26 protein-coding genes are annotated in these 24762 nt (G+C 67.9%); 13 read left to right on the top strand and 13 right to left on the bottom strand.

What is annotated here, in order from left to right:
• The first annotated feature begins 2 nt into the window (after nucleotides 1-2).
• Nucleotides 3-230, top strand: coding sequence for a cysteine protease (locus tag ACIQC9_RS12455; protein WP_400616326.1), 228 nt, complete (start codon nucleotides 3-5; stop codon nucleotides 228-230).
• A gap of 93 nt (nucleotides 231-323) precedes the next feature.
• The gene (locus ACIQC9_RS12460) at nucleotides 324-833 is read left to right on the top strand and encodes a cytochrome C (protein WP_400616328.1); all 510 of its coding nucleotides are present in this window, start codon (nucleotides 324-326) and stop codon (nucleotides 831-833) included.
• A 320-nt stretch (nucleotides 834-1153) separates the two neighbouring features.
• Here ACIQC9_RS12460 and ACIQC9_RS12465 read toward each other — a convergent pair whose 3' ends face one another.
• From ACIQC9_RS12465 to ACIQC9_RS12485, 5 genes are all read right to left on the bottom strand, one after another.
• On the bottom strand, nucleotides 1154-3535 hold the full coding sequence (locus ACIQC9_RS12465) for a DUF4062 domain-containing protein (protein ID WP_400616330.1): 2382 nt from the start codon (nucleotides 3533-3535) through the stop codon (nucleotides 1154-1156).
• A gap of 204 nt (nucleotides 3536-3739) precedes the next feature.
• On the bottom strand, nucleotides 3740-4453 hold the full coding sequence (locus ACIQC9_RS12470) for a glutathione S-transferase family protein (protein ID WP_400616332.1): 714 nt from the start codon (nucleotides 4451-4453) through the stop codon (nucleotides 3740-3742).
• Between the two features lie 137 nt (nucleotides 4454-4590).
• The gene (gene groL / locus ACIQC9_RS12475; RefSeq protein WP_400616334.1) at nucleotides 4591-6243 is read right to left on the bottom strand and encodes a chaperonin GroEL; all 1653 of its coding nucleotides are present in this window, start codon (nucleotides 6241-6243) and stop codon (nucleotides 4591-4593) included.
• Between the two features lie 55 nt (nucleotides 6244-6298).
• Nucleotides 6299-6586: a co-chaperone GroES gene (gene groES / locus ACIQC9_RS12480; protein WP_008259448.1), complete on the bottom strand. Its 288-nt coding sequence runs from the start codon at nucleotides 6584-6586 to the stop codon at nucleotides 6299-6301.
• A 144-nt stretch (nucleotides 6587-6730) separates the two neighbouring features.
• Nucleotides 6731-8164, bottom strand: a complete 1434-nt coding sequence (locus ACIQC9_RS12485; protein ID WP_400616338.1) for a tetratricopeptide repeat protein — start codon at nucleotides 8162-8164, stop codon at nucleotides 6731-6733.
• 162 nt (nucleotides 8165-8326) lie between these two features.
• Here ACIQC9_RS12485 and ACIQC9_RS12490 point away from each other — a divergent pair, with 162 nt between their 5' ends.
• Together ACIQC9_RS12490 and ACIQC9_RS12495 are read left to right on the top strand one after the other, a co-directional pair.
• On the top strand, nucleotides 8327-8749 hold the full coding sequence (locus ACIQC9_RS12490) for a hypothetical protein (protein WP_400616340.1): 423 nt from the start codon (nucleotides 8327-8329) through the stop codon (nucleotides 8747-8749).
• A 157-nt stretch (nucleotides 8750-8906) separates the two neighbouring features.
• Nucleotides 8907-9461 carry a hypothetical protein gene (locus ACIQC9_RS12495; protein WP_400616342.1) on the top strand — a complete coding sequence of 185 codons (555 nt, stop codon included), beginning with the start codon at nucleotides 8907-8909 and terminating at the stop codon, nucleotides 9459-9461.
• Here the strand turns inward: ACIQC9_RS12495 and pgi are convergent.
• A complete protein-coding gene (pgi, locus tag ACIQC9_RS12500) occupies nucleotides 9458-11083 on the bottom strand; it encodes a glucose-6-phosphate isomerase (RefSeq protein ID WP_400616344.1) in 1626 nt (541 codons plus the stop codon). The genes ACIQC9_RS12495 and pgi overlap by 4 nt on opposite strands.
• Nucleotides 11084-11185: 102 nt before the next feature.
• Between pgi and ACIQC9_RS12505 the strand changes: the two genes are divergently transcribed.
• Nucleotides 11186-11662 carry a hypothetical protein gene (locus tag ACIQC9_RS12505; protein ID WP_400616346.1) on the top strand — a complete coding sequence of 159 codons (477 nt, stop codon included), beginning with the start codon at nucleotides 11186-11188 and terminating at the stop codon, nucleotides 11660-11662.
• Here ACIQC9_RS12505 and ACIQC9_RS12510 read toward each other — a convergent pair.
• From ACIQC9_RS12510 to ACIQC9_RS12520, 3 genes are read right to left on the bottom strand one after another with little or no spacing between them, the layout of a single operon-like run.
• A complete protein-coding gene (locus ACIQC9_RS12510; RefSeq protein ID WP_400616348.1) occupies nucleotides 11659-12252 on the bottom strand; it encodes a TetR/AcrR family transcriptional regulator in 594 nt (197 codons plus the stop codon). The two genes, ACIQC9_RS12505 and ACIQC9_RS12510, sit on opposite strands and share 4 nt — an antisense overlap.
• Nucleotides 12252-13850, bottom strand: coding sequence for a DHA2 family efflux MFS transporter permease subunit (locus tag ACIQC9_RS12515; protein ID WP_400616351.1), 1599 nt, complete (start codon nucleotides 13848-13850; stop codon nucleotides 12252-12254). Before ACIQC9_RS12515 ends, ACIQC9_RS12510 begins: the two co-directional genes overlap by 1 nt.
• A gap of 4 nt (nucleotides 13851-13854) precedes the next feature.
• On the bottom strand, nucleotides 13855-14952 hold the full coding sequence (locus ACIQC9_RS12520) for an HlyD family secretion protein (RefSeq protein ID WP_400616353.1): 1098 nt from the start codon (nucleotides 14950-14952) through the stop codon (nucleotides 13855-13857).
• 114 nt (nucleotides 14953-15066) lie between these two features.
• Between ACIQC9_RS12520 and ACIQC9_RS12525 the strand changes: the two genes are divergently transcribed.
• Nucleotides 15067-16320, top strand: coding sequence for a flavin monoamine oxidase family protein (locus ACIQC9_RS12525; protein WP_400616355.1), 1254 nt, complete (start codon nucleotides 15067-15069; stop codon nucleotides 16318-16320).
• Nucleotides 16317-17045 carry an endonuclease III gene (nth, locus tag ACIQC9_RS12530; protein WP_400616357.1) on the top strand — a complete coding sequence of 243 codons (729 nt, stop codon included), beginning with the start codon at nucleotides 16317-16319 and terminating at the stop codon, nucleotides 17043-17045. The genes ACIQC9_RS12525 and nth overlap by 4 nt, the downstream gene beginning before the upstream one ends.
• On the opposite strand, the gene ACIQC9_RS12535 is transcribed toward nth, so the two are convergent.
• Nucleotides 17042-17908 carry a RimK family alpha-L-glutamate ligase gene (locus ACIQC9_RS12535; RefSeq protein ID WP_400616359.1) on the bottom strand — a complete coding sequence of 289 codons (867 nt, stop codon included), beginning with the start codon at nucleotides 17906-17908 and terminating at the stop codon, nucleotides 17042-17044. The genes nth and ACIQC9_RS12535 overlap by 4 nt on opposite strands.
• A 92-nt stretch (nucleotides 17909-18000) precedes the next feature.
• Here ACIQC9_RS12535 and ACIQC9_RS12540 point away from each other — a divergent pair, with 92 nt between their 5' ends.
• A complete protein-coding gene (locus ACIQC9_RS12540; protein ID WP_400616362.1) occupies nucleotides 18001-19026 on the top strand; it encodes an adenosine kinase in 1026 nt (341 codons plus the stop codon).
• Here the strand turns inward: ACIQC9_RS12540 and ACIQC9_RS12545 are convergent.
• From ACIQC9_RS12545 to ACIQC9_RS12555, 3 genes are read right to left on the bottom strand one after another with little or no spacing between them, the layout of a single operon-like run.
• Nucleotides 19013-19564, bottom strand: coding sequence for a Smr/MutS family protein (locus tag ACIQC9_RS12545; protein WP_400616364.1), 552 nt, complete (start codon nucleotides 19562-19564; stop codon nucleotides 19013-19015). The two genes, ACIQC9_RS12540 and ACIQC9_RS12545, sit on opposite strands and share 14 nt — an antisense overlap.
• On the bottom strand, nucleotides 19561-19797 hold the full coding sequence (locus ACIQC9_RS12550; protein ID WP_400616366.1) for a helix-turn-helix domain-containing protein: 237 nt from the start codon (nucleotides 19795-19797) through the stop codon (nucleotides 19561-19563). The genes ACIQC9_RS12545 and ACIQC9_RS12550 overlap by 4 nt, the downstream gene beginning before the upstream one ends.
• Before the next feature lie 23 nt (nucleotides 19798-19820).
• Complete coding sequence (locus ACIQC9_RS12555) at nucleotides 19821-20372, bottom strand: DUF2975 domain-containing protein (RefSeq protein WP_400616369.1); 552 nt, start codon at nucleotides 20370-20372, stop codon at nucleotides 19821-19823.
• A gap of 474 nt (nucleotides 20373-20846) precedes the next feature.
• Between ACIQC9_RS12555 and rdgB the strand changes: the two genes are divergently transcribed.
• Genes rdgB through ACIQC9_RS12580 form a run of 5 tightly spaced genes read left to right on the top strand, consistent with a single transcriptional unit; the run spans nucleotide 20847 to nucleotide 24759 of the window.
• Nucleotides 20847-21446: an RdgB/HAM1 family non-canonical purine NTP pyrophosphatase gene (gene rdgB, locus ACIQC9_RS12560; RefSeq protein ID WP_400616372.1), complete on the top strand. Its 600-nt coding sequence runs from the start codon at nucleotides 20847-20849 to the stop codon at nucleotides 21444-21446.
• Nucleotides 21439-22590 (top strand): radical SAM family heme chaperone HemW, encoded by a 1152-nt coding sequence (gene hemW, locus ACIQC9_RS12565; protein WP_400616374.1) that lies wholly within the window; start codon nucleotides 21439-21441, stop codon nucleotides 22588-22590. The genes rdgB and hemW overlap by 8 nt, the downstream gene beginning before the upstream one ends.
• Nucleotides 22591-22641: 51 nt before the next feature.
• Nucleotides 22642-23514 (top strand): 16S rRNA (cytidine(1402)-2'-O)-methyltransferase, encoded by an 873-nt coding sequence (gene rsmI / locus ACIQC9_RS12570; RefSeq protein WP_400616376.1) that lies wholly within the window; start codon nucleotides 22642-22644, stop codon nucleotides 23512-23514.
• Nucleotides 23511-23963 (top strand): YraN family protein, encoded by a 453-nt coding sequence (locus ACIQC9_RS12575; protein WP_400616378.1) that lies wholly within the window; start codon nucleotides 23511-23513, stop codon nucleotides 23961-23963. The genes rsmI and ACIQC9_RS12575 overlap by 4 nt, the downstream gene beginning before the upstream one ends.
• Nucleotides 23944-24759, top strand: a complete 816-nt coding sequence (locus tag ACIQC9_RS12580) for a SirB1 family protein (protein WP_400616380.1) — start codon at nucleotides 23944-23946, stop codon at nucleotides 24757-24759. The genes ACIQC9_RS12575 and ACIQC9_RS12580 overlap by 20 nt, the downstream gene beginning before the upstream one ends.
• Nucleotides 24760-24762 lie beyond the last annotated feature (3 nt).

Genomic DNA, 24762 nt, shown 5'->3' on the forward strand with positions numbered 1-24762 from the left:
ACATGGCCCTGTCCCGCATCGCCACCGCATTAGGCGGCCTGCTTCTGTCGAAGGGCGGGCGTCGCTTCGCCGGCCGCCACGCCGGAAAGCTCGCGCTCGCGACCCTTGCGTGGGAGCTCTATCAACAGCGGCAGGCCGGAAAACTCGCCCGTCCCTCGCAGTCACAGACACAGGGCCGATCGTCTCCGAAGAGCCGCCGCTGGAGCGGCCGCAAGGCGCGCGGCCTGTAGCGATCGACCGGTCCACGGGCCCCGGCGCCCCGGACCCGCTTGACGGCGCGCCACCCCTGACGCTTCATCCCGGAAGGGATGGGGACCTCACACATGTTCAAGATCGTCGTCACGACCGCCGCGCTGCTGTGCGGCGGCCTTCTGGCGGGATGCCAGCCGGGCGGAGCGGCAGGCCCCGAATGGCGGCCGGGCGATGCGCCGCGCGTCATGGCCGCCTCTGACATCGAGGCCGGCCGCTACATCGTCGCGACCAGCGGCTGCAACGACTGCCATACCCCCCTCTACGCCCGTACGGGCGGCGCCCAGCCGGCCGAGGCCGAATGGCTCAAGGGCAGCCCTGAGCCTCATACCGGGCCATGGGGCACCAGCTACGGCAAGAACCTGCGTCTGACCGTCGCCGAAAATACCGAGGATCAGTGGGTCCAGCTGCTGACCACCGGCTCCAGCATGCCGCCGATGCCGTGGCCGAGCGTGCGCAACATGTCCGACTACGACAAGCGCGCCATCTACCGGTACATCAAGTCCCTGCCGGGCGATCGCGGCCAACCGGCGCCAGCCCCGCTGCCGCCCGGCGTGACGCCGCCGGGGCCCCCGGCCAGATAGCCGTTGCACCGCGCCACGCGACCGGAACCCGCATGCCGACCTCTCTCGCCCATCTCATCGTCCGCCTGCACCCCGCCGTTATGACCATCGCCAAAACCCGTTTCGAAGGGGCGGGAGCGTAAGCGGGCCTCTACGTATGGGGCGCAGAAGGGGTGCAGCCTTAAGGGTTATTGAGGAGGATCAGAGGGTTATGGCGTCATGACATGACACCAACAGCGGTTTTGAGCCAGTAGCTGTCGTTGACACGTCTCCGAGCGGGCGACGTCCTGACCATCTGCGACGTCCATTTTCTGACGCCCCGCTTGCAGAGGGTTGAGCCGTCAGTCGTCCAGCAACAGCGACGTGGTGACTTGCTCAACGACCGGACGCGCCATGCTGACGGCAAGGTCGAGCCAGTGAACGACATTGTAGAAATAGGTGCCCTCTGCGTAGCAGAGACTGAGAAGCTTCTCGCACCTCGCCTTCGTGAGATCGCGGGCGCAGCGGATCGCGACGACGCGACGAACGGAATCCGCTTTCAGGTTCAGCATCGTCACCAGAAGCGGCTCGGGAAGTCTCGCGAATGCAGCCTTCGGCAGTCGTTTCAGCAACGCGACCCGCACATCATCCGGCAGGTCAAGGGCGAGAAGTTCCCGCTCGCGGCCCTTGGCGATCCGCACGATAGTAGCCGCCACGGTCTCGACCGGCACCACGTACTCCGGATTGAGCAGAGAGCCCTTGCTCCGACTCGCGCGCGCGATCGCCGGAATATCCGACCACTCGCCGTACTTGCCGAAGAACAGAAAATCGCTCTCGACCATGTGGAAATAAGGTGTCGTTAGGGCATGCCGGAATAGTGACAGGTCTATCTTGCCGCCCTTCTCCCCGATGACGTTAAGGGCCGCGCGTATCATGCTGCTGGCGCGGTATTCATAAATTACGCCCAAGTTCGCGGGCAGAGCCAGCGCCGCGGCGGCATCGCCGAGAACTGCACGACGTCGGGCGAGTATGTCGTCGAAGTGGGATTTGAAGCCTTCCCTCACCGCACGACGAGCTGCGTCCGCCCGCCCCTTCCATCCCCGTCGCAACAGGATTTCGTAAGCATCTTCGGCGGGCTGGTAGATTTCGTCCGCCTCCTTGAGGAGGCTCTCATTCGTGAATGTTTCCAACAGGTGTTTGCGCACCTGCTCATACTGATGAGTACCTTCAGGCGACTGCATTAGCGCATTCTTCGCGCGGCGCACGATGATACGTTCAGCGTCCATAAGAGATAGGGCCTCGCCGTCCTCTATGGCGATCTGTACGCCCGCAGCGCGCAATGAGGCCGAGGGATCATTGCGCAGGGCCAGCTTCTCGTCGTGTGAGAGCAAATCGCGGCGCCCGAGCTGGATCGCGGCTTCTCTCCGAACATTGGCATCCCGATGCCGAAAGGCTGTCCGAAGCTCATCGTCGGTAAAATGCGACAGGCTCGCCCAATCTGGCTTGGAGCGTCTTCCGTAGGGCGGCGTGACGTTATCCAGCGCCAAGAAGCGAATGGGCGCATCCGAGGATTGTCTCGATAGACGCCGCAAGAGCGCCGCGACAAGAGCTACCTCGTTCTTATAGTCGGCTTTCTGGAACTCCGCCTGCAACAATGAAAGGCTGTCTTCACCATCCTGCTGCGACAAGTATTCATAGAATGCATCGCGGAGCGGTGTGCCTGATTCTCCCATGCGGTCGGGAGGGAACGAGGACAAGTCTAGCGGCACCTTTCCCCACGCCAATACCTTCAGCGCCCCAATACGCAAAGTGTCGTCGTCGCCCCAGATCGCCAAGGCCTTCAGGTAGTCAAAGTCAGTGTCCTCACGCGCGACCCAGCGCCAGAGCGGCGTAGTTTGCGACGCGATGTTGGCGAGACCCGTTTCGATCAATCCCATGACCTCAGGCGTCGAAAGCTTCGATGTCGCGACGCCCCGCAGGATCACGTTCGCATCATGGGTCCCAAGATAGGTCTCCGATAGACCTGCGACATGCCACGACGCCCCCAGCAACCGAAGCCGAGCGATCTCCTCGGCCGGTACATCGTCCGCCGGCGAGATGCCCGCGAGGCGCTCAACCAAAGACTGGATCTCGACAAGCCTTAGCCCTTGCCCCGTCTCACTCGCGGACGGGTTGCGATCATCGGCTGCGTTCGCTGGCTCGGGGGTTTCGGTGGCAGCGTCACCGACTTGGGAGCCGACGTCTAGTTCATCGATTAGCTCGAAAATCGTCTTGTGCAGATTTCGCCTAAACCCCGACTGCCAAGCCGCTGCTTCGGACTCGAGCTCTTTGTAGAGGTATTTTTTAGATGTTTTGATCGTGTCCTTGAAGGCGAGCACCTGCTTCAGTTGCTCGCCGGGGTCGCCGACAGCACCCGGGTTCTTGAAGAACAACGCGATCCGCGGCCTGCCCTCGCTCTCGTAGAGGCCCGAAGCGAGAGTGAATTCCTCATGGAAGCCCGACGTATATCCGTTACCTGTTTCGCTTCCCCAATGGCGGTGCATCATGCCGACGAAGAGCATGCATCGGCGAACATCTCGATTGATCAGCTCCTGAGGGCGGCCGGCCTGCGGCAGCGTGTCTTCCCATCCGAGCAACTCGACGAGCCAACCGGTCCGTTCCGCATTGACAGAGTTCCACTCGGCCACGCAGTCGCGGGCGAACTGGCGCTCGTCACCCAAGTCTCCGGGCGATGCGAGAAACACGCTGAGAATCTTCTGCGATCGAACCATACGCTAACCATGCGCACCGTCTCGCGCGGCGTAAAGTTACTTGGCGTGCGCCCATGACGTATCTGCCGGTCGGCAATCAACGCTCGGACGGCGCAACGCCATGCTTGGATATTGTTTGGGTAAGCGTGATGCCGGAAAAGTCTCCGGAATCCGCAACGAGTCAGAACCGGGCGTCCACTATCTGCCGCTCACGTCCCTCAGCACCGTCCGCAACGACCGCTCAATCCTCCCCCCGCACCACGCCTCGCCGTAGTCCGCCTTCGCCCGGTCAGCCAAGGCCGCCAGCTCCGGCCGCGCCGCCACTCGCCGCGACAGGGCGGCGGTCAGCGGGGCCTCGTCTTTCAGGAGGGCGTCCAGCGCGGGGAAGCGGTCGGCCATGGTGGTCCACAGGACGGCGGTGACCACGTCGGCCACGCCCGGCGCGTCGCCGCCCAGCAGGACGCCCGAGGTGTTTTTCAGGCCGTGGCGGCGGCCGGTTTCCTCCCAGAACGACATCCATTTGCGCAGGCGCGGCTCGAACTCCGCCCAGCGCTTGTCGGTCCACATCTGGCGGCCGCCGTCCAGCGTCAGCTCGTCGATCACGTCGTTGGCGTCGGCGACGATCTTCAGCGTCAGGGCGCGGGCGGCCGGGTCGGCCGGCAGCAGGTTCAGCGTCTCGCCCAGATACAGGATGATGGCGGTCGTCTGGGCGATGGCGACGTCGGCCCGGTGGTCGACCAGCAGGGGCGGCCCCATGAAGGGCACGGGCATGTCCCGCACCGGCCCCGACATCAGGTCGGCGATGGCGTCGTCACCGACCTCGACCCAGCCCCGCCCGGCGAAGGCCAGCACGGCGCGCACGAACTGTCCCCGGAAGGGCATGGACCAGTAGTAGAGGGTGTAGTCGGTCATGCCGGCTGAACGCGGGAAGGGGCGGCTGCGCTCCCACGTGCATTGGCGCAGCAAAAAGGGCGGGCCCTTTCGGACCCGCCCTCTTCAGTTTCAACGCACGTTGAGCGTGGTCCGGCTCAAGGCCGGGATGACAAGGATCAGAAGTCCATGTCGCCCATGCCGCCCATGCCGCCCGGCATGCCGCCGCCGGCGCCGCCGGCCGAGGCCTTCTTCGGCGCGTCGGCCACGGCCGCTTCCGTCGTGATCAGGATGCCGGCCACGGAGGCGGCGTCCTGAAGGGCGGTGCGGACGACCTTGGCGGGGTCGATGACGCCCATGGCGACCAGATCGCCGTACTCTTCGGTCTGGGCGTTGAAGCCGTAGGTGGCGCCGGCGTTTTCCAGCACCTTGCCCACGACGATCGAGCCTTCGACGCCGGCGTTTTCCACGATCTGGCGGATCGGGGCCTGGATGGCGCGACGGATGATGGCGATGCCGGCGGTCTGGTCGGCGTTGTCGCCGGTCAGGCCTTCAAGCGCGCGGGTCGCCTTCAGCAGGGCGATGCCGCCGCCGGGGACGATGCCTTCCTCGACCGCCGCACGCGTGGCGTTCAGGGCGTCGTCGACGCGGTCCTTCTTTTCCTTCACCTCGACTTCGGTCGAGCCACCCACACGAATGACCGCGACGCCGCCGGCCAGCTTGGCCAGACGCTCCTGCAGCTTCTCCTTGTCGTAGTCCGAGGTCGTGGCTTCGATCTGGGCCTTGATCTGGGCGATGCGGCCCTCGATCGCGTCCTTCTCACCGACGCCGTCGACGATGGTGGTGTCGTCCTTGGTGATGGTGATCTTCTTGGACTTGCCGAGCATGTCGAGCGTGACGTTCTCAAGCTTGATGCCCAGATCTTCCGAGATGACCTGACCGCCGGTCAGGACGGCGATGTCTTCCAGCATGGCCTTGCGGCGATCGCCGAAGCCCGGAGCCTTGACCGCCGCGACCCGCAGGCCGCCGCGCAGCTTGTTGACCACCAGCGTGGCCAGGGCCTCGCCCTCGATGTCCTCGGCGATGATCACCAGCGGGCGGCCCGACTGGACGACGGCTTCGAGGATCGGCAGCATGGCCTGCAGGCTGGACAGCTTCTTCTCGTGCAGCAGGATCAGAGGCTCCTCGAGCTGGGCCTCCATCTTGTCCGCATTGGTGATGAAGTAGGGGCTCAGATAGCCGCGGTCGAACTGCATGCCTTCGACGACGTCCAGCTCGGTCTCGGCGGTCTTGGCTTCTTCAACCGTGATGACGCCTTCGTTGCCGACCTTTTCCATGGCCTTGGCGATCATCTCGCCGACTTCGGAGTCGCCGTTGGCCGAGATGGTGCCGACCTGCGCGATTTCGGAGTTGTTCTCGACCTTCTTGGCCGAGGCCTTGATGTCGGCGAGGACGGCGGTGACCGCCTTGTCGATGCCGCGCTTCAGGTCCATCGGGTTCATGCCGGCGGCGACGGACTTGAGGCCTTCCTGCACGATCGATTGCGCCAGAACGGTCGCGGTGGTGGTGCCGTCGCCCGCCTTGTCGTTCGTCTTCGAAGCGACTTCGCGGATCATCTGGGCGCCCATGTTCTCGAAGGCGTCTTCCAGCTCGATTTCCTTGGCGACCGAAACGCCGTCCTTGGTCGAGCGCGGCGCGCCGAACGACTTCTGGATCACCACATTCCGGCCCTTCGGACCCAGCGTGACCTTCACCGCATTGGCGAGGACGTTGACGCCGCGCAGCATCTTGTCCCGCGCGTCAGTGTTGAATTGTACGATCTTGGCAGCCATGCGAGGCAGCTCCTGGTTCTATGGTTTCGTGAAAGAAGAAGTCAGACGCGGGTGCTTACGACAGCACGCCCAGAACGTCGGATTCCTTCATGATGATCAGGTCATCGCCGTCGATCTTCACTTCCGTGCCCGACCATTTGCCGAACAGGATGCGGTCGCCGGCCTTCAGTTCAAGAGCGTTGACCTTGCCGCTTTCATCGCGGACGCCGGGACCGACGGAGACGACTTCGCCTTCCTGCGGCTTTTCCTTGGCGGTGTCGGGGATGATGATCCCGCCCTTGGTCTTGGATTCTTCTTCAACGCGCTTCACGAGCACGCGGTCGCCGAGCGGACGAAACGCCATCTGTAGTGTCTCCCTTGAAATTCGGTGCGCGACCCGGGAGCGACCGCCGTTTTGGCAGCCGACACGTCCGAGTGCTAACGCGAGCGGCAAGTAGGCGTCGGCACGGGTGTCGTCAAGGAAACCGGGCGCCGAAATTCGACGCGGTCAGTCCTTCGCGGCCGCCACGGCCCACGCCGCCTCGACCTCGCGTCCGAACAGGGGTTGGGCGCCGCGAACCCGCATCCGCCAGTCCCGACCCCGGGCGTCCTGCGTCAGCAGCGCGGCCAATCTGGCCCGAACGGCGTCCAGCGCCTCCTGAGACCGCCCCTGTTCGATGAGGAAGCCGGCATACTGCGCCGTGCCGGTCAGACCGTCCGCATGGGCTGGAGGCAAACGCCGGGAGGCGATCTCCGCCGCCCGATCATACAGGGCCTCGGCCTCCTCCGGTCGCCCGAGATGGTCCAGCACGGCGGCGTAGCCGTACAGGCTCTCCAGCAGGTCCGGACTGTCCGCGCCGACGCCGGCCTCCAGCGTCTTCAGCCCATCCCGGAACGGATCTTCGGCCTCGGCCCACCGGCCCTGATCGCTGAGCGAATAGGCGAGATTGGCCAGCGTTACGCCGGTGAACGGATGGTCCGGCCCGACGATCTGGAGCGCCAGCGCATAGGCCTTGCGGAACGGCCCCTCGGCCCCGACGCCGTCGCCCTGCTGGTGCAGATACCAGCCCTGGTTGGTCAGGGTCTGCGCCTGCAGGATCGGATCGCTCGACGCCTCCGCGATGGCGACCGAACGGGCGTACAGCGGCGCCGCCTGATGAGCGCGGCCGCTCCGGCGCAGCGAGTTGCCGAGGTTCGACAGCACGATCGCCACGCGCGGATCGTTCGGTCCGTACAGGACCTCATACTGGCCCAGCACCTGACGATAGAGGGGGTCCGCCTCCGCATGCCGCCCCTGCGCCGTCAGGGTGTTGGCCAGAAGATTGGCGCTGTCGGCGACCTTCTCATGCACCACGCCGTGGATCGCGGTGCGACGCTCCAGACTGTCGCGCGCGGCGGCCTCGGCCTCCTGCTCGCGATGCAGGGAATCGAGTGCGCGGGCGCGGTCGTAGATCAGGGTCGCGATCTCGGCCTGATCGGGCGCAGGCGCGGCCTCGAACAGGGCCTGCGCCGCCTGCGCATCCTCCATCGCGGCCTCATAGTCTCCGGCCTCGTGCCGGACCCGTCCGCGAGCGGCCAAGACCCGCGCCATGGCCAGACGTGGAGCTTCGGGCCGCTCCGCCTGTTTCATGGCCGCATCGACCGCCGCCTGCGCCGGCGCCAGCTCGCCAGTGTCCAGCCGCTGCCCGGCGAGAGCGATCAACTCCACCACTGCGTCGCCGGGGTCGGTCGCCCGCGCCTCGATCGCGGCAACAGGATCCACCGGCGTCGGCGCTGAAATCCGCACATCCGGCGCCGGGCGCGGTGGAGGGGGAGGGGGAGGGGGAGGCGGTGGTGCGGTCACCGGCGGCGGTTCCTGCCGCGGGGCCGTCTGGGCGACCGCGCACGAGGCCGTCATCGCCGCGATCAGCGCCACCGCCGCCAGTCGTCCGAAATCGCCCACGCCCGCCTCGCAAACCCCTGATGCGCCAATGGCGCGCATCCGGACCGGCTTGGCAAGGTGAATGCTGAATGAACACCGCTTCCCGAGGGCGTTCAGACGCAACCCGCTAAACCTGATCCCACGTTCGGCGGACCTCCGCCGCGAAGACGAAAGGAAAAGACCATGAAGACGCTTTCGAAGTTCGCCCTGATCTCTCCCGCTGTGGTCGGCGCCCTGACGCTCGCGGCCGCCGCTCCGGCCGAGGCCCAGAGCCGCTATCGCGACCGGGACAATAACAACACCGGCCGTGACGCCATCGTTGGCGCGGTCGTCGGCGGTCTGGCCGGCGCCCTGATCGGCAATGGCGACGGCACCTACATCGCCGGCGGCGCACTCGCGGGCGCTGCGGTTGGCGCGGTGTCTTCCAACAACCGCAGCGACTGCGGCTACTACCGCGGCGGCCAGTGCTACCGGAACCAGGGCCACTGGGAACGTGAGCACGGCATCAACCGGAACTACGACTCCGGCTATCGTTACGACCGTCGCTACGACAACAACCGTTACGACCGCCGCGATCGCGACTATCGCTACGATCGCCGCTGGTAGTGCGATCCCGATTTCGTCGGCCGCGTAAGGTCTGGCCGATGATAGGCGAGAAGGCGGGAGCTTCGGCTCCCGCCTTTTCTCATGCCGGATTGCGGCGTCTTCAGTGAAACGCAACCGTTCGTGGAGCAGGGTTAGGCGAACACCGAGCAGATCGCCCATGCACGCCATCGACCCGACCGCCAGAGCCAGACTTCAGCCGCTGCTTCAGCGGGTGCTGATCTACGATCCCAACCTGCACGCCGCCAGCCTGCTGGAAGGGGCCCTGCGGGGGTTTGGCGCGCGCGAGGTCAGGATCGAGGTCCATACCGACATGGCGCGGAGCGCTGCGGAGATGATCGACCCGACCCTCGTCTTCACCGAGGCCGCAGCCGACGCCGACCCCTTTGTCCTCGTCAACGCCATCCGGCGATCGACGATGGGCTGTCGTCAGACGCCGATCTTCGTCCTGACCACGCTGGCGACCGGCTCGGCGCTCGGCCTCGCGCAGGATGCGGGCGCGCATGAGTTCCTGCGCAAGCCCTTCACGCATCGCGATGTCCTTCGCCGTCTCGACCATCTGGCCAGACATCCGCGAGCCTGGGTCGAAAAGCCCGGCTACGTCGGTCCGGAACGGCGGCTGTTCAACAGCGGCGCGGCGCGGCGACGTCTGAGCGACCGACAGGCCCTGATCGAACAGGGCGTCTCCGCCAGCCGGCTGTATCTGGCCCGCTAGACCATCAGCCGTTTCATCAGCTCCGCCGTCGACGGGTCAAGCCCGCGTGACGGCGCGCCGGCCTCGACGTCCTTCAGGATCGCTTTCGCCAGCACCTTGCCCAGTTCGACACCCCACTGGTCGAAGCTGTTGATGTCCCAGATCACGCCCTCGACGAAGGTTTTGTGCTCATAGAGGGCGAGGAGGGCTCCGACCGCCTCGGGCGTCAGCGCGTCCATCAGGATGGTCGTCGAAGGTCGGTCGCCGGGGAAGGTCTTGTGCGGGGCCAGACGGTCCGCCTCATCCTCTGATGCTCCGGCCTCCAGAAGCTCCGCCCGCGCCTGCGCCTCCGTCTTGCCGAGCATCAGAGCCTGCGCCTGCGCCAGCGCGTTGGACCAAAGGGGCGCATCGCCCTCGCGCGCATCCCTCGCCGCGTCCGACGTATGGCCGATCACCACGAACTCGGCGGGAACGACCATCGGTCCCTGATGGATCTGCTGGAAGAAGGCGTGCTGGCCATTGGTGCCGGGCTCGCCGAACACGATCGGGCCGGTGGAGGTGTCGACGGGCGAGCCATCGCGCTTCACGCGCTTGCCGTTGGACTCCATCTCCAGCTGCTGCAGGAAGGCCGGCAGGCGGCGCAGGCCGTGGGCGTAGGGGGCCACAGTCCGCGCATGGCGATCCAGTCCCTCCACATTGAACACCTGCGCTAGCGCCAGCAGCACCGGCGCATTGCGCTCGATATCCGCCTCGAGGAAGTGCTGGTCCATGGCGCGCGCGCCGTCCAGGACCCGCTCGAACACATCCCAGCCCAGCGCCACCGCCACCGACAGGCTGACCGACGACCACAGCGAATACCGGCCGCCGACCCAGTCGCGGAAGCCGAAGGTCCGGCCGCAGCCCCAGGCCTCGGCCTTGTCGGGCGCGGCGGTCACCCCGACCAAGTGGCGCACCATCCGTTTGGGCGACAAGCTCTCGGCCAGCCAGGCCTTGGCCAGATCGGCGTTGGCCAGCGTTTCCTGCGTGGTGAAGGTCTTGGACACGACGACGACCAGCGTCGTCTCCGGGTCCAGCCCGGACAGCGCTTCGGCCATGTCGCGCGGATCAATGTTGGCGACGAAACGCAGCTGGATCGTCGGCTCCAGCGGCTTCAGCGCCTCCCACAGCAGGCGAGGCCCCAGATCGGAGCCGCCGATGCCGATGTGCACGATGGCGTTGAACGGCTGTTTCGTCCCGCCCGTCTCGGCTCCCGAGCCAATGTCGCGTGCGTAGGCGGCCATGGCCTTGCGGGTCTCGGCGACCTCTTTCGACACCGGCTCGCCCAGCGCCCGGAAGTCCGCGTCGACGGCGGCGCGCAGGGCGGGGTGCAGCACGGCCCGGCCCTCGGTGTTGTTGACGGCCTCGCCGCCGAACAGGGCGTTGCGGCGTCCCTCGACGTCGCAGGCCCGGGCCAGATCGATCGCCGCCTCGAATCCCCCGGCGCTCCACGACTGCTTGGACAGGTCCAGATACAGGCCCGCCGCGTCCACGCCCATCCGCTCGGTGCGGCGGGACTCGGTGGCGAAGCGGTGGACAATGCGCTCGCCCGCATCCTTGCGCGCTACGGCGCGGAGCATCGAAAGGGCCTGTGAGCGAGCAGTCATGAAAGGCACTCTGAGGGGGATGAGGTAAACCCTCGTTTACGGGTCAGGCGTAAGCCGGTTCAACGTCGAATCCGTGATTCGGCCCAACAATATGAGGTTGCCATGTCCTGTGGCGTCGCCCTTGCCGTCTCCCTGCTGCTTTCGGACCCCAACGTGGCGCTGGCCGCGTCCCGGCCGCCGGCCGCCGCCGATGCGCCGGTCTCGGTCGCGTCCGAGCCCCTGTTCGCCGATCTGGTGACCCGCTCCGCGGACCTCAGGGGCGTGGTCGAAGGCTGGATTTCCGCCGGTCAGGCCGACAACGCCAGCTTCTGGACCGGCGTCGAGTTCACCAGCTTCAAGGCCCGCGCCTCGGACCTCGCCCAGCGCGACCTGCAGGGCCATCTGGTGCTCAAGGAACGCGGCGTCGACGGCGACCTGAAATGCATCCTGCGCGGCATCTCGGAAGACATGCCCCGCAAGGTAGAGGCGGTCGAAACCGCGCCGAACCCCACCCAGCGCCGCGTCGCGCTGGACGAGCTGCGCTACCTGCTGAACGACAACGTCGAGGTCATCACCGCCCCGCCGCAGCCCGCGGCCTAGGGCGCGAAGGCCCGGATAAACCGCCGGGCGGCCTCGGCGGCCCGCACGTCGCGCTCCATCGGCGGATGAGGCACGCCCAGAATGCTACGCAGATGGCCGTGGCCCAGCGTCATGCCGGCGAACATCTCGGCCGCCGCCATCGGGTCGGGGATCGCCAGCCGACCCTGCCTGTCCTGTTCCTCCAGCCACGCCGCCAGCCGGCGCAGACCCTCTTTGGGGCCCGCGTCATAGATGGCCCCGGCGATCTCGGGCGCATGCGGCGACATCAGCGCCACCCCGCGCATCGAGACCCGGGCGTCGCCGTTACAGATCTTGTCCAGCAGGCCGGCCGCGAAGGCGGTCAGCACCGTCTCCGGATCGCCGCCCGACCGCAGGGGCGAGGTGATGGCGTCCGAACGCCGCGCCGCCAGCGCGCGTCCGATCTCCACCTTGGACGGAAAGCGGTTGTACAGCGTCTGGCGTGATACTCCGGCCTTGCGGGCGATCTGGTCCATCGACACCAGCACGCCCTTCTCGACGAACAGGGCCTGCGCCGCTTCGAGGATGGCCTCGGTCTTGGTCTCGTCGATCTGGCCGGCGGCGCGGGGCATCAGTGCACCTCCGACGGGGCCGCGCCGGTGGGCGCCTTGACCGGTCTGGAGAACAGGGTGGCGAAGGCCGCGATCGCGCAGCCGATGGCCAGCAAAGCGAAGGCGTCGCCAAAGGCGAGCGTCGTCGCCTGCAGGTTCAGCATGCCGTAGATCGCCTTCATCGCCGCGCCGGCCGGATCGGCCGAGCCCGCGAACCGCTCCTGCATCGCCGCAAGCATGCCCTGCATCTGGCCGTCGGCCACGGTGATCCGCTCGGTCAGCTCGTGCATATGCATGGCCGTATTGGTGGTCAGCGAGGTGTTCAGCATCGCCAGACCCACCGCGCCGCCGACGTTCCGGGCCAGATTCACCAGACCCGAGGCGTTCTTCACCATGTGCGGCGGCAGGGTCGACATCGTCACCTGCTGCGAGGCGATCATGGCGATCATGACCCCGACCCCACGCATGGCCTGAACCCCTGCGAACTCCCAGAAGCCCCATTCGCTGGTCACCGCATGGGCGTCCCACATGCCCCAGGCGCACATCATGAAGCCCACAAACATCAGGATCCGCGCATCCACCATCCGCGCCAGTCGCCCCGCGAAGGGCGCCGTCAGGAACATGGACAGGCCGGAAATGACCATGGTCGTCCCGACCTCGGCGGACGAATAGCCGCGCACCCGACCGAGGAAGAGCGGCAGCAGGAAGGTCCCGCCGAACAGGGCCAGACCGACCGTGAAGGTCATGATCACCCCGACCAGAAAGTTCCGGTTGGCGAAGGCTCTCAGCTCGACGATCGGATTTCGGTAGGTCAGCGTCCGCCAGATGAACATCGGCCCGGTGATGGCGGTCAGCACGGCCAGCAGCAGGATGTGGTCGTCGGCGAACCAGTCGTTCTTGGCCCCTTCCTCAAGCACGAACTGCATGCTCATCAGGAAGACGGCCATCATGCCGAGACCGAGCCAGTCAAAGCCGCGCGACAGGTTCGGGTCGCCCTTGTCGAAGTCGCCGTAGCGCCAGACCAGAAACAGCACCAGCAGTCCCGGCGGCACATTGATGAAGAACAGCCAGCGCCAGCCCAGCTGCTCGGTCAGGTGGCCGCCCAGGGTCGGTCCGACGGTCGGCGCCAGGGTGACGATCAGGCCCATGATGACGCTGGCCGTCACCCGCTGCTTGGGCGGAAAGGCAGTGAAGGCCACGGCGAAGACGGTCGGGATCATCGCCCCGCCGACAAAGCCCTGAATGGCGCGAAAGAAGATCATCTCCTGCACCGAGGACGACAGACCCACGGCCACGCTCATGACCATGAAGCCGAGGCAGGAGGCGAGGAACAGCCGCCGCGTCCCCCACCACCGGGACAGGTAGCCGGACAGCGGGATCATCACGACTTCGGGGATCAGATAGGCGGTCTGGATCCAGCTGATCTCGTCGTTCGACGCGCCCACGCCCGCCTGAATCTGGGGCAGGGACGAGGCGACGATCTGGATGTCCAGAATGGCCATGAACTGGCCGATGACCATGCCGGCGAAGCCGAGCAGCAGGACCGTCCAGTTGACCTGCGGTTCCGCCGACGGCGCGGTCCCTGCAGAGGGCCCGGCCGCAGGATTGGCGGCGCTCATGGTCTCAGCGTCCCGTCGAGGCGGTCTGGACCTGACCGGTGGCCGCCTGGGCGAAGGTCAGGCCGCCCTCGCTCTTCAGGTCGACCTTGACCTCGACCGACAGGCCGGGGCGCAGGGCGGCGCCGGCGGTGCGGTCCAGACGGATGCGGACGGGAATGCGCTGGGTGATCTTGGTGAAGTTGCCGGTGTCGTTCTCGACCGGGATCAGGGCGAACTCCGACCCCGTGGCGGGCGCGAAGCTGTCGATGCGGCCGATCAGGTGCTCGCCGGGGAAGGCGTCGGCCTTGATCTCGACCGTCTGGCCGATCCGCAGGCGGTCGACCTGCGTCTCCTTGAAGTTGGCGACCACATAGGAATCGCCCAGCGGCACGATGGACAGGATCTGCCCGCCCGGTCGCACATACTGACCGACGCGCACGCCCCGGGCGCCGACGACGCCGGATACGGGCGCGCGGATCACCGTGCGCTCCAGCGCCACCCGGGCCTGTTCCACGGCGGCGAGGGCCTGTTCGACCGAGGCGACCGACTGGCTGCGGGTCGAGCCCAGCACGCCGGCGGCGCGCTGTTCGGCCACCAGCGCGGCCTGTGCCTCGGCGACCGAGGCCTGCGCGGTGCGGGCGCCGGCGCGTTCGGTCTGGATGCGTTGCTGCGAGACCCAGCCCTGCTCAGCCAGCTTGCCGTAGCGGTCGACCTGTTCGCGGGCCAGATCGGCCTGCGCCTGAGCTTGAGTAACCGCAGCGGCGCGAGAGGCGATGACGGCCTGTTCCTGCACCGCGCGGGCGTCGACGTTCTGCACGCCGGCCTGCACCGCGGCCAGATTGGCTTCGGCCTGCGCCAGATTGGCCTTGGCGTCCGCGTCGTCCAGCCGGACCATGACTTGCCCGGCCTCGACCCGCTGGTTGTCGGCCACAAGCACCTCGACGACATAGCCGTCGATCTGGGGGCTGACCGCGGTGGTGTCGGCTTGGACGAAGGCGTTCTCGGTGGATTCCCACCGCTGCTTGCCTTGCCACCAGACGACGCCGCCCACTACGAGCGCGACAGCGACCACGCCGCCGATGATCAGGGGCAGGCGTTTCTTGAGAACGGGATTGAGAGCCATGGCGAAACCGGGGTCCGGGGAGGAGGTCGGCGCATAAATGGACAGGATTGTCTAAAAATCAATAACGGTTGTGCGATGCGGTGAACACGTGCTGTTTCCGATCGTGTGAGCACCGTGACCGCGCCCTCTTTCGTCGATGTCGCCGTGATCGGCGCGGGGGCCGCCGGCCTGTCCGCCCTGCGACGCCTGTCGGGCCAGCCGCTGACCGTCGTGGGGCTTGAGGCGAGGGGCCGGATCGGCGGTCGGGCGCACACCCTTCTGCGCGAAGACTACGCCATCGATCTGGGCTGCGGCTGGCTGCATTCGGCCGACGAGAACGTTCTGGCGCGTCTGGCCGAGGCCGAGGGCTTCACGATCGACAGGACCCCCCCGCCTTGGGAGAGTCAGGCCTTCAATCTGGAGATGACCCCGGCGGAACAGGCCGACTTCCGCTCGGACTTCGCAGCCTTCGAGCAGCGCGTCGCCGAGGCCGCCGCCATCGGCCGAGAGGGCCCTGCCTCTGACCTGTTCGACCCGGACAGCCGCTGGAACGGCCGCATCGACGCCATCTCCGGCGCCCTGAACGGCGCGAAATTCCGCGAGGTCTCCATCCGCGACTATGACGCGTATCGCGACACCGGGGTGAACTGGCGTCTGACCGACGGCTACGGCCGGTTCGTTGCGGCGCAGGGCCACGGCCTGCCCGTCGTTCTGAACTGTCCCGTCTCACGCATCGATCGCACCGGCGCCCTCCTGCGGCTGGAGACTGCGCAGGGCCTGATCGAGGCGCGAACCGTTATCCTGACCGTCCCGACCGACCTGATCGTCGCCGGCGCCCCCCGCTTCGACCCGCCCCTGCCCGATCTGGTGGAGGCGGCGGCCGGGGTTCCTCTCGGCCTCGCCTCGAAGGTCCATATGCTGGTCACCGGCGCCGAGGATTTCTCCAAGGACGGCCAGCTGTGGGGCAGCAACGACACCGGCGACACCGGCGGCTATCACCTGCGCCCCTTCGGCCGGCCGATGATCGAGGGCTATTTCGGCGCCGATCTTGCACGCGGTCTGGAAGCCGAGGGCGAGGCCGCCTTCTTCGCCTTCGCCACAGACGAGCTGGTCGACCTGCTGGGCTCCAACATGCGCCGCCGCCTGACTTTTGCCTCGGCCAGCATGTGGGGCGCCGATCCGTGGTCGCGCGGCGCCTATTCCCACGCCCTTCCCGGTCAGGCGGATGCCCGCGCCCGCCTGCGCGCCCCGCTCGAGAACCGCATCTTCGTCGCCGGCGAAGCGACCTCGGACGCCTTCTACGGCACGGCCCACGGCGCCTGGGTCGAAGGCGCGCGCGCCGCTGATGAAGCGCTGGCGGCTCTGGGCCTCGGCGTCGCGGTCGAATGAGCCGCAAACCCAAGCCGGCCCCCGAACGCCCCGCCGTCATGACCGGCGCCGCCATCGCCCGACACCGCTGGCCCCCCGACGAAGACAGGGTCGAGGAGATCTTCACCCGACTGTCGCGGGTCATGCCCGACCCGAAGACCGAGCTGAACTTCTCCAGTCCCTACACGCTCGTGGTCGCCGTCGCCCTGTCGGCGCAAGCCACCGACGTGTCCGTCAACAAGGCCACCGACCGTCTGTTCGCCGTCGCCGATACGCCTGCGAAGATGCTGGCGCTCGGCGAGGAGGGGCTGGTTCCCTACATCGCCTCGATCGGCCTCTATCGCGGCAAGGCGCGCAACGTCATCGCCCTGAGCCGCATCGTCATGGAGCAGCATGGCGGCGAGGTCCCGCTGAACCGCACCGACCTGCAGGCCCTGCCCGGCGTCGGCCGCAAGACCGCCAGCGTGGTGCTGAACGAACTGGGCATCGAGCCCGCCATCGCGGTCGACACCCATGTCTTCCGTGTTTCCCACCGACTGGGTTTCGCCAACGCCGGCACACCCGACAAGGTCGAGGCCCAGCTGCATCGCATCGTGCCGGAGGAATGGCTGCCCAAGGCGCACCACTGGCTGATCCTGCACGGCCGCTACACCTGCACGGCGCGCAAGCCGAAATGCTCGGCCTGTGTGATCAACGACCTGTGCCCTTCGCGCCCGGACCTGATGGCGGCGGGCGAGGCGGTCTAGGCCAGCCGTTCGCTGACCGCTCTCGCGAAGCCCGCCCCGGCCGCCGGATCGTGCACGAGGTAGAAGTCCGGCTCGATCAGCTCCAGCTCCATCAGCAGCCAGCCGAGCGCCGGATCGCGCACCATGTCGACGCGGGCGTAAAGCAGCGGCTCCGGCACGGCCGCCAGGGCCGCCCCGGCCAGCGCGACCGCCTCGGCCGGCGGCTCGGCGACGAAAACGTGGTCGCCGCCGAACTGGGTCTGGATGCGGAAGTCGCCCGCGGCCGGACGCTTCAGCACCGCATGGCTCAGCCGTCCGCCGAAATACAGCAGCGACAGCTCGCCGTCCTCGATGGCCGACAGATAGGGCTGGATCATCGCCGCGCCGTCAGGCGCCGCGCTCAGGTCGTCCGAGGCCGTCAGCTTCAGCGTCTTCCACGCCCCGCCGGACACGGTGGGCTTGGCGATGACCGGCGCGCCGAAGCGAGCCAGAGCCTCATCCACCGCCGCCGCATCGACCCGGTCTGCGAAAACCGTCGGCGGAATGGCGATCCCGGCGTCGGCCAGCTCGCGCAGATAGGCCTTGTCGGAATTCCACGACAGCACCCGCGCCGGATTGGCGATCGCGACCCCCGCCGCGGCCCAGCTCGCGCAGGCCTGCATCCAGCGGGCATGATCGCGGTGATAGCCCCAGACCACCAGCGGCAGGACGAGGTCGTAGCCCGCCAGACCCGCTCCATCCTCGACGTGCGCCGTCCATGGCTCCGGCGTCACCTCGGCTCCGGTCGCCGACAGGGCGTCGGACACCCGTTTCAGGATCACGGGCCAGTCGCGCGCATAGGACTGGTCGGCGGGGTCGGGGGTGAGAATGGCGATCCGGCTCATGTCCCGCCTATAGCCGAGCCCTCAGACCCCATAAAGATATCCTTATGTGTTTGGGCGTGACGCGCTTCGTGGCCTCCGCTAAAGGGCCGCCCATGACCCAGACCCCCGCCCTCTACGACGTTTGCGCCGTCGGCAACGCCATCGTCGACGTGCTCGCGCCCTGCGATCCCGCCTTCCTCGACGCCCAGGGCCTGACGCCCGGCTCGATGCAGCTGGTCGACGCCGCCCGCAGCGCCTCGCTCTACGAATCCATGAACCCCGGCGTGGAAGCCTCGGGCGGTTCAGCGGGCAATACGGTCGCCGGCGTGGGCTCCTTCGGCGGACGCGCCGCCTATGTGGGCAAGGTGGCCGACGACACCCTCGGCGGCGTCTTCACCCACGACATCCGCGCCGCCGGCGTGACCTTCGACACCCCTCCGCTGGCCGACGGCGCCGCGGCCGGCCTCGCCACCGGCGTCTGCATGATCAACGTCACCGACGACGGCCAGCGCACCATGTGCACCTTCCTCGGCGCCGCCAACCAGCTGGGCCCGGACGACATCGACGCCGACCTGATCGGCGCGTCTCAGATCGTCTATCTGGAAGGCTATCTGTTCGACCCCGCCCCGGCCCGGGCCGCCTTCGAGGAGTCGGCCGCCGCCGCCCACGCCGCCGGACGCAAGGTCGCCATCACCCTGTCCGACAGCTTCGTCGTCCACCGCTGGCGCGCCGAACTGCTGGCCTTCATCGAGGCCTCGGCCGACATCGTTCTGGCCAACGAAGCCGAACTGACCGCCCTGTTCGAAACCGAAGACTTCGACGCCGCCGCCGCCCGTCTGGCCTCGATGGTCGAAGTCGCTGCAATTACGCGCGGCGCGGCCGGCTCTGTCATCCTGTCCGGAGACGAGCGCGTCGCCGTCACCGCCTTCCCGGTCGACAAGGTGGTCGACACCACCGGCGCCGGGGACCAATACGCGGCGGGCGTCCTGCTGGGTCTGGCGCGCGGCCTGTCGCTTCAGGACGCCGGCAAGCTGGGCTCTCTGGCCGCCTCCGAAGTCATCGCCCACTGGGGCCCCCGCCCGATGACCTCGCTGGAGCAGCTGGCGAAGGACGCCGGGCTGGCCCTCAACCCCGCCTGATCGTCACATAGAGCGCTCCGTCCCCGCCGTGCTTGCGCGCGGCGGGCGCGAAGCCCGAGATGACGCCGCGCAGGGCGGGGGCCTGCAGCCATTCATGGACCGAGGCGCGGATCACGCCCGTTCCGCCCCGCCGTCCCTGCCCGGTGATCACCAGCACGGCGCCATAGCCGCGCGCCTGCGCGCCCAGCAGGAAGGCCGTCAGCGCATCCTGCGCCTGAAACCGGCCATAGCCGTGCAGATCGATGCGCGCGTCGATCGGATCGCGCTCACGCGACAGCCGGCGCTGACGTCTCGGCTCCAGCTCTTCGGCCAGACCCCGCGTGCGGACGGACGCCGCCGCTGCCAGAGGTGTCGCGGATGGGGGCGCCGCGACGGTCTTGCGAACCTTTGGAGGCGATTTTGGCGGAAGGGGTGCGGCGGGCGGCTCTTCGGTCCCGGTCACCCGCAAGGCCTTGCGGCGCGGCGTCGGCGTGACCGAGCCGGCGACCCGCGCCCAGATGCGGCGATCCTCGGACGAGAGATCGTCCCGCCGGCTCATGCCTCGTCGTCGGTCCCGGCCTCTTGCGGCCCCGGAGCATGGCCCAGCAGGTCGCCGGGCTGGCAGTTCAGCTCGCGGCACAGGGCGTCCAGCGTCGAGAAGCGGATCGCCCGCGCCTTGCCGGTCTTCAGGATCGAGAGGTTGGCCACCGTCACGCCGACCCGATCGGCGAGCTCGGTCAGCGACATGCGTCGCTCGACGAGAATGCGGTCCAGTTGAACGCGGATGGCCATAGGTTTGCTCTAACGCAACTTGGTCAAATGGTAAGTTCGGATTCGCGACGAAGGCGCGCGCCCTCGCGGAACACCTCCGCGATGACGACCAGAACGATGACGGCGAAGGACGGGGTGATCAGTTCGAAAATGCTGGGCGCCTGCATGGCGCCGCGCACGAAGCGGGCCACCGCGAACTGGCCGATCCAGACGCCCACGGTCACCGAGGCGAAGGCCAGACCGATCTGGTGCAGACGCACCACATTTCTCGGCTGAAAGGGATCGCCCGCCTTGAGCGTCGCGACGATGCCGATCAGCAGGCGGAAGATAAGGGCGGAAATGCCGAGATAGGCGAAGCTGGCGCCCGCGGCGAGCAGCACATAGGCCCAGGGCAGCGCCACCTGGATGGCGTCTTCGCCCTCGCCGGCGGTCAGCATGGCGTCGGGCGACAGAAACTTGAGGCCGAGCACGGCGGTGGGGATCAGAATGGCCGTGACGGCCAGAACCCAGAATGCGACCCGGCAGGCGATGTCCGCCACGCCGGAAATAGACACAAGGCTCACATGCGGCACGCGGATCCCGAGAGGTTTCGTCATCGGGCGTGGCATGCGGTGGGGGCCTCGTCTGGCCGGTTAATCAGGGCGCGATCGCCGCGCGGGGTCCGGCGAACCCTCGCGCGGTCTTATTCATCGCGTGTGTCATGCGTCTCGTCAAAGCTCCGGTGATCGATCGGCGACCGATCACAGGGCCTGGATGAGCGTGGCGACCAGAGCGGTCGGCAAGGCGGCGAGAAGGAAGGCGTTCATGATGCCGTGGCCGACCTTTTCGATGAAGTAGGAAGCGTTCATGCTGTGCATCGTGTTTCTCCGTTGATCCTGAGTGGAGACGATTTTGTCTCCGTTTTCTGGTGACGCTGCATCGTTGTTGCCGGTTTTGGCCTCATAGGGGAACGTCGCGTCGTCCGTTCTTGAGATAATAGATAGGACTTGCGCCGGGTTAATGCACGTTACATATCGTTTAACGATATTAAACTTTGGTCATGGATTGTTACGGCCGCGCTCGAGGGAAAAATGCTGAAGTTGATCAAGGGGATGCGGCTGGTCGCGGCGACCCACAATCCGGGCAAGGCGAGAGAGATCGAGGCCCTGCTGGACGGACATTACACCGTGGTTACCGCCGCCAGCCTGAATCTGCCCCAACCGGACGAAACCGAGCAAACCTTCACCGGCAACGCCCTGCTCAAGGCGCGACACGCCGCCGATCTTTCGGGCGAGGTCTGCATCGCGGACGACTCCGGCATGTCCGTCGCCGCGCTGGACGGCGCGCCCGGCATCTTCTCCGCCCGCTGGGCCGGGCCGGACAAGGATTTCGGCTTCGCAATGAGCAAGGTGGAGCAGCGGCTGGAAGAGATCGGCGCCACGGACATGCGCGCCTGGTTCACCTCGTCCCTCGCCGTCGCCTGGCCGGACGGGCCAGCCGTGGTGGTCGAGGGTCGGGTGGACGGCCTCCTGACCTTCCCCCCGCGCGGCAACCGGGGCTTCGGCTATGACCCCGTCTTCATCCCTGAAGGTCACGACCAGACCTTCGGGGAGATGGACCCGGCGACCAAGGACGCCATCAGCCACCGCGCCCGCGCGTTCGAAAAGCTGAAGGCCGCCCTGATTGACTGATCCGGTTCCAGATCCGGGTTCGGACGTCGCGCTCTACGTCCACTGGCCATACTGCGCCCGTATCTGCCCCTATTGCGATTTCAACGTCGTGCGGGACCGTGGGCGCACGGAGGAACAGGCCGGTCTCGTCGCCGCCATCCTGGCCGATCTGGAGGCGCAGGCGGGTCTCGTCGGCCCACGCCGGCTTGCCTCCATCTTCTTCGGGGGCGGCACGCCTTCGCTGATGAACCCGGACGCGGTCGGCGAAATCATCCAACGCGCGGAGACGCTTTTCCCTCCGCGCGGCGCGATCGAGATCACGCTGGAGGCCAACCCCACCGACGCCGAGGCGGACCGGTTCGCCGCCATGGCCGAAGCCGGCGTCAATCGCCTGTCGATGGGTGTCCAGTCGCTGGACGACGACGCCCTGACCTTCCTCGGCCGCAACCACTCCGCCGACGAGGCCCGCCGGGCCGTCGCCGTCGCCGTCCGCGCCTTCCCGCGCCTGTCGATCGACCTGATCTATGCCCGTCCCGGCCAGACGCCCGCCAAATGGGCGGCCGAGTTGACCGCCGCCCTCGACCTCGGCTTCGAGCATGTCTCGCCCTACCAGCTGACCATCGAGCCCACGACCGCCTTCGGCCGCGCCGTCGCCCGGCACGTCTGGGCCCCGCCCGACGAGGACCTCGCCGCCGAACTCTACGAGACCACCCAGTCGGTACTCGAGGCCGCCGGCTTCGACGCCTACGAGGTCTCCAACCACGCTCGCGGCGTCGCAGCCCGATCGGCTCACAACCTGCATGTCTGGCGCGGCGGGGATTATCTCGGCCTCGGCCCCGGCGCCCACGGCCGGCTGACGCTGGACGGCGCCCGCACCGCTACGGTCGCCCACCGCCGCATCGCCGAGTACATGGCCGGCGTCGCGTCCGCCCACCCGTGGAGCGAGCGCGACGCCCTGACCCCCGCCGAGGCCGCGGAGGAACGCATCCTGCTGGGCCTGCGCACCATCGAGGGCGTCCGCCGCAACGACCTCGAAGGGCTCCGGCCCGCCCGGCTGAACGACCTCATCGCCGACGGCTTCCTGACGGCGACACCCGATCGCATCATCGCCACCCCCGCCGGCCGCCCTCTCCTCGACAGCATCCTCAAGGCGCTTCTGACCTGATCGCGACAACGCATGCTTGAGCGGAACCCCGCGCTCGGGCACGGTCCCGCCGTGTCCGATCCCTCAGTCTTCCCACCGACCGCCCCGCCAGCGCGCCCCGTCGCGTCCGGCCTCTATCTGGTCGCGACGCCGATCGGGAACCTGCGAGACATGACCCTGAGGGCGCTCGACGTGCTCGCCGCCGCCGATCTGGTGCTCGCCGAGGACACCCGGGTGACCGCAAAACTGCTGTCCGCCTACGGGCTGAAGGTGAAGCTGGAGCGGTGCGACGATCACGCCTCGGCCCGCGCCGCAGAGGTGGCGCTGGAGCATCTGCGGGACGGGGCGGTGGTGGCCCTCGTTTCCGACGCGGGCACGCCGATGGTCTCGGATCCCGGCTTCGTCGTCGCCCGCGCCGTGATCGAGGCCGGCCTGCCGGTGCATCCGATCCCCGGCCCGTCGTCCATGCTGGCCGCCCTCTGCATCGCCGGCCTGCCCGCCGACCGTATCCTGTTCGCCGGCTTCCTGCCGCCGAAGTCAGGCGCGCGCCGCACCGCGCTCGAAGAGCTCCGCACCGGCCGTCAGACCCTCGTCTTCTTCGAGAGCGGCCCCCGTCTGGCCGACAGTCTGGCCGACATGGCCGCCGTCCTCGGCCCCCGCCCCGCCGCCGTCGCCCGCGAGCTGACCAAACTCTACGAAGAGTGCGTGCGCGGCTCCTTGCCCGACCTCGCGACGGATCCCCGTTGCCAGGCCCCCAAGGGCGAGATCGTCATCGTCGTCGCGCCCGGCGAGCAGGAGGTCGCCAGCGCGGATGACGCCGACGCCGCCCTGACCGAGGCCCTGACCCGCCTGCCCCCCGGCGAGGCCGCCGCGGAGGTCTCCAGAGCGCTTAACCTCCCCCGCAAGCCGCTCTACAAGCGGGCGCTGGAGCTTCAGGGCCGGTGACCGACCGGCCCGCGACCCGGCTGAAGGCGCCGAAGGTCGTCCGCGCCAAACGCGGCTGGCGGGTTTCCCTCGGCGGCCGTTCCCGTCAGGTGGGCCACGCGTCGGAATGGCTCGCCGCCACGCTGCTGATGCTGAAGGGCTACCAGATCCTCGGCTTCCGGCTGAAGACCCGCGCCGGCGAGATCGACATCCTCGCCCGCCGTCGCGACGTCCTCGCGGTGATCGAGGTCAAGCGCCGCAAGACGCTGGATCTGGCCCTCTGCGCCCTCACCGCCGATCAGTACGAACGCCTGCTGACCGCCGGCCGCGCGGTGTTGCGTCAAAGACCCAGCCTGGCCGGTCATCAGCTTCGTATCGATATTGTAGCGCTGGCTCCCGGCCGGTTTCCGGTTCATCGTCGGAATGTTACGCCGTTCGGAGGACGGAGGGGTGACCCGGGAAGACGCTGAATCGATCCTGACCGAGGCCGGGCTGGCGGAGGACGAAACCTTCCCGCTGCTCGAAGCCGCGATCGCCTGCGCCATCCATGACTACCCGTTCCGCGACCCCGAGCCCGTCCGCCTGCTGGCCGCCGCCGCGGCTGAGCGCCTGTCCGAACGCATCGGCGGAGAAAGCCCCGACGACGCCCTGGCCGAGACCATGGCCGCCGACCTGCGGCTGAACGGCGACCTGCTGAACCACGATCACCCCGGCAACACCGACATCATCGACGTGGCCGAGCGCCGGCGCGGGCTGTCCGCGGCTCTGGCCGTCTTCTATCTCGACGCGGCCGCCCGCGCGGGGATCACGGCGCAGGGCGTCGATTTCCCGGGCCACTTCCTGCTGCGGGTCGAAACCAGCGAGGGACCGGTCGCGCTGGACCCCTTCAGTCAGGGCCGCCTCGTCCTGCCGTCGGAACTGACCCGCCGGGCCCTGCGCGCGGGCCTGACCCCGCACGTCGCGGACCGGCTCGACGTCCTGATGGCCCCGGTCAGCGATCGCCAGACCCTGATCCGCCTGCAGAACCTGCTCTTCATCCGCGCCATCCGTGCCCAGGACTATGAGATGGCCGAACGCTCTGCCCTGCGCCGGGCCCTGCTCGATCCCGAGGACCACCGGCCGTGGCTCGACGTCGCGACGGCGCGGGAAAAGCAGGGGGCCCTGACCGGCGCGATGGAGGCCCTCGCCCGGGCGCGCGGCGTCGACGATCCGACCGAGGTCCACCGCCGCATGTCGCTGGATCGCGTCCGGCTGCAGCTCAACTGACCT

Origin of the sequence: Brevundimonas sp. NPDC092305 (genome assembly GCF_044755415.1) — a bacterium.
In the GTDB taxonomy this organism is placed as follows: Bacteria; Pseudomonadota; Alphaproteobacteria; order Caulobacterales; family Caulobacteraceae; genus Brevundimonas.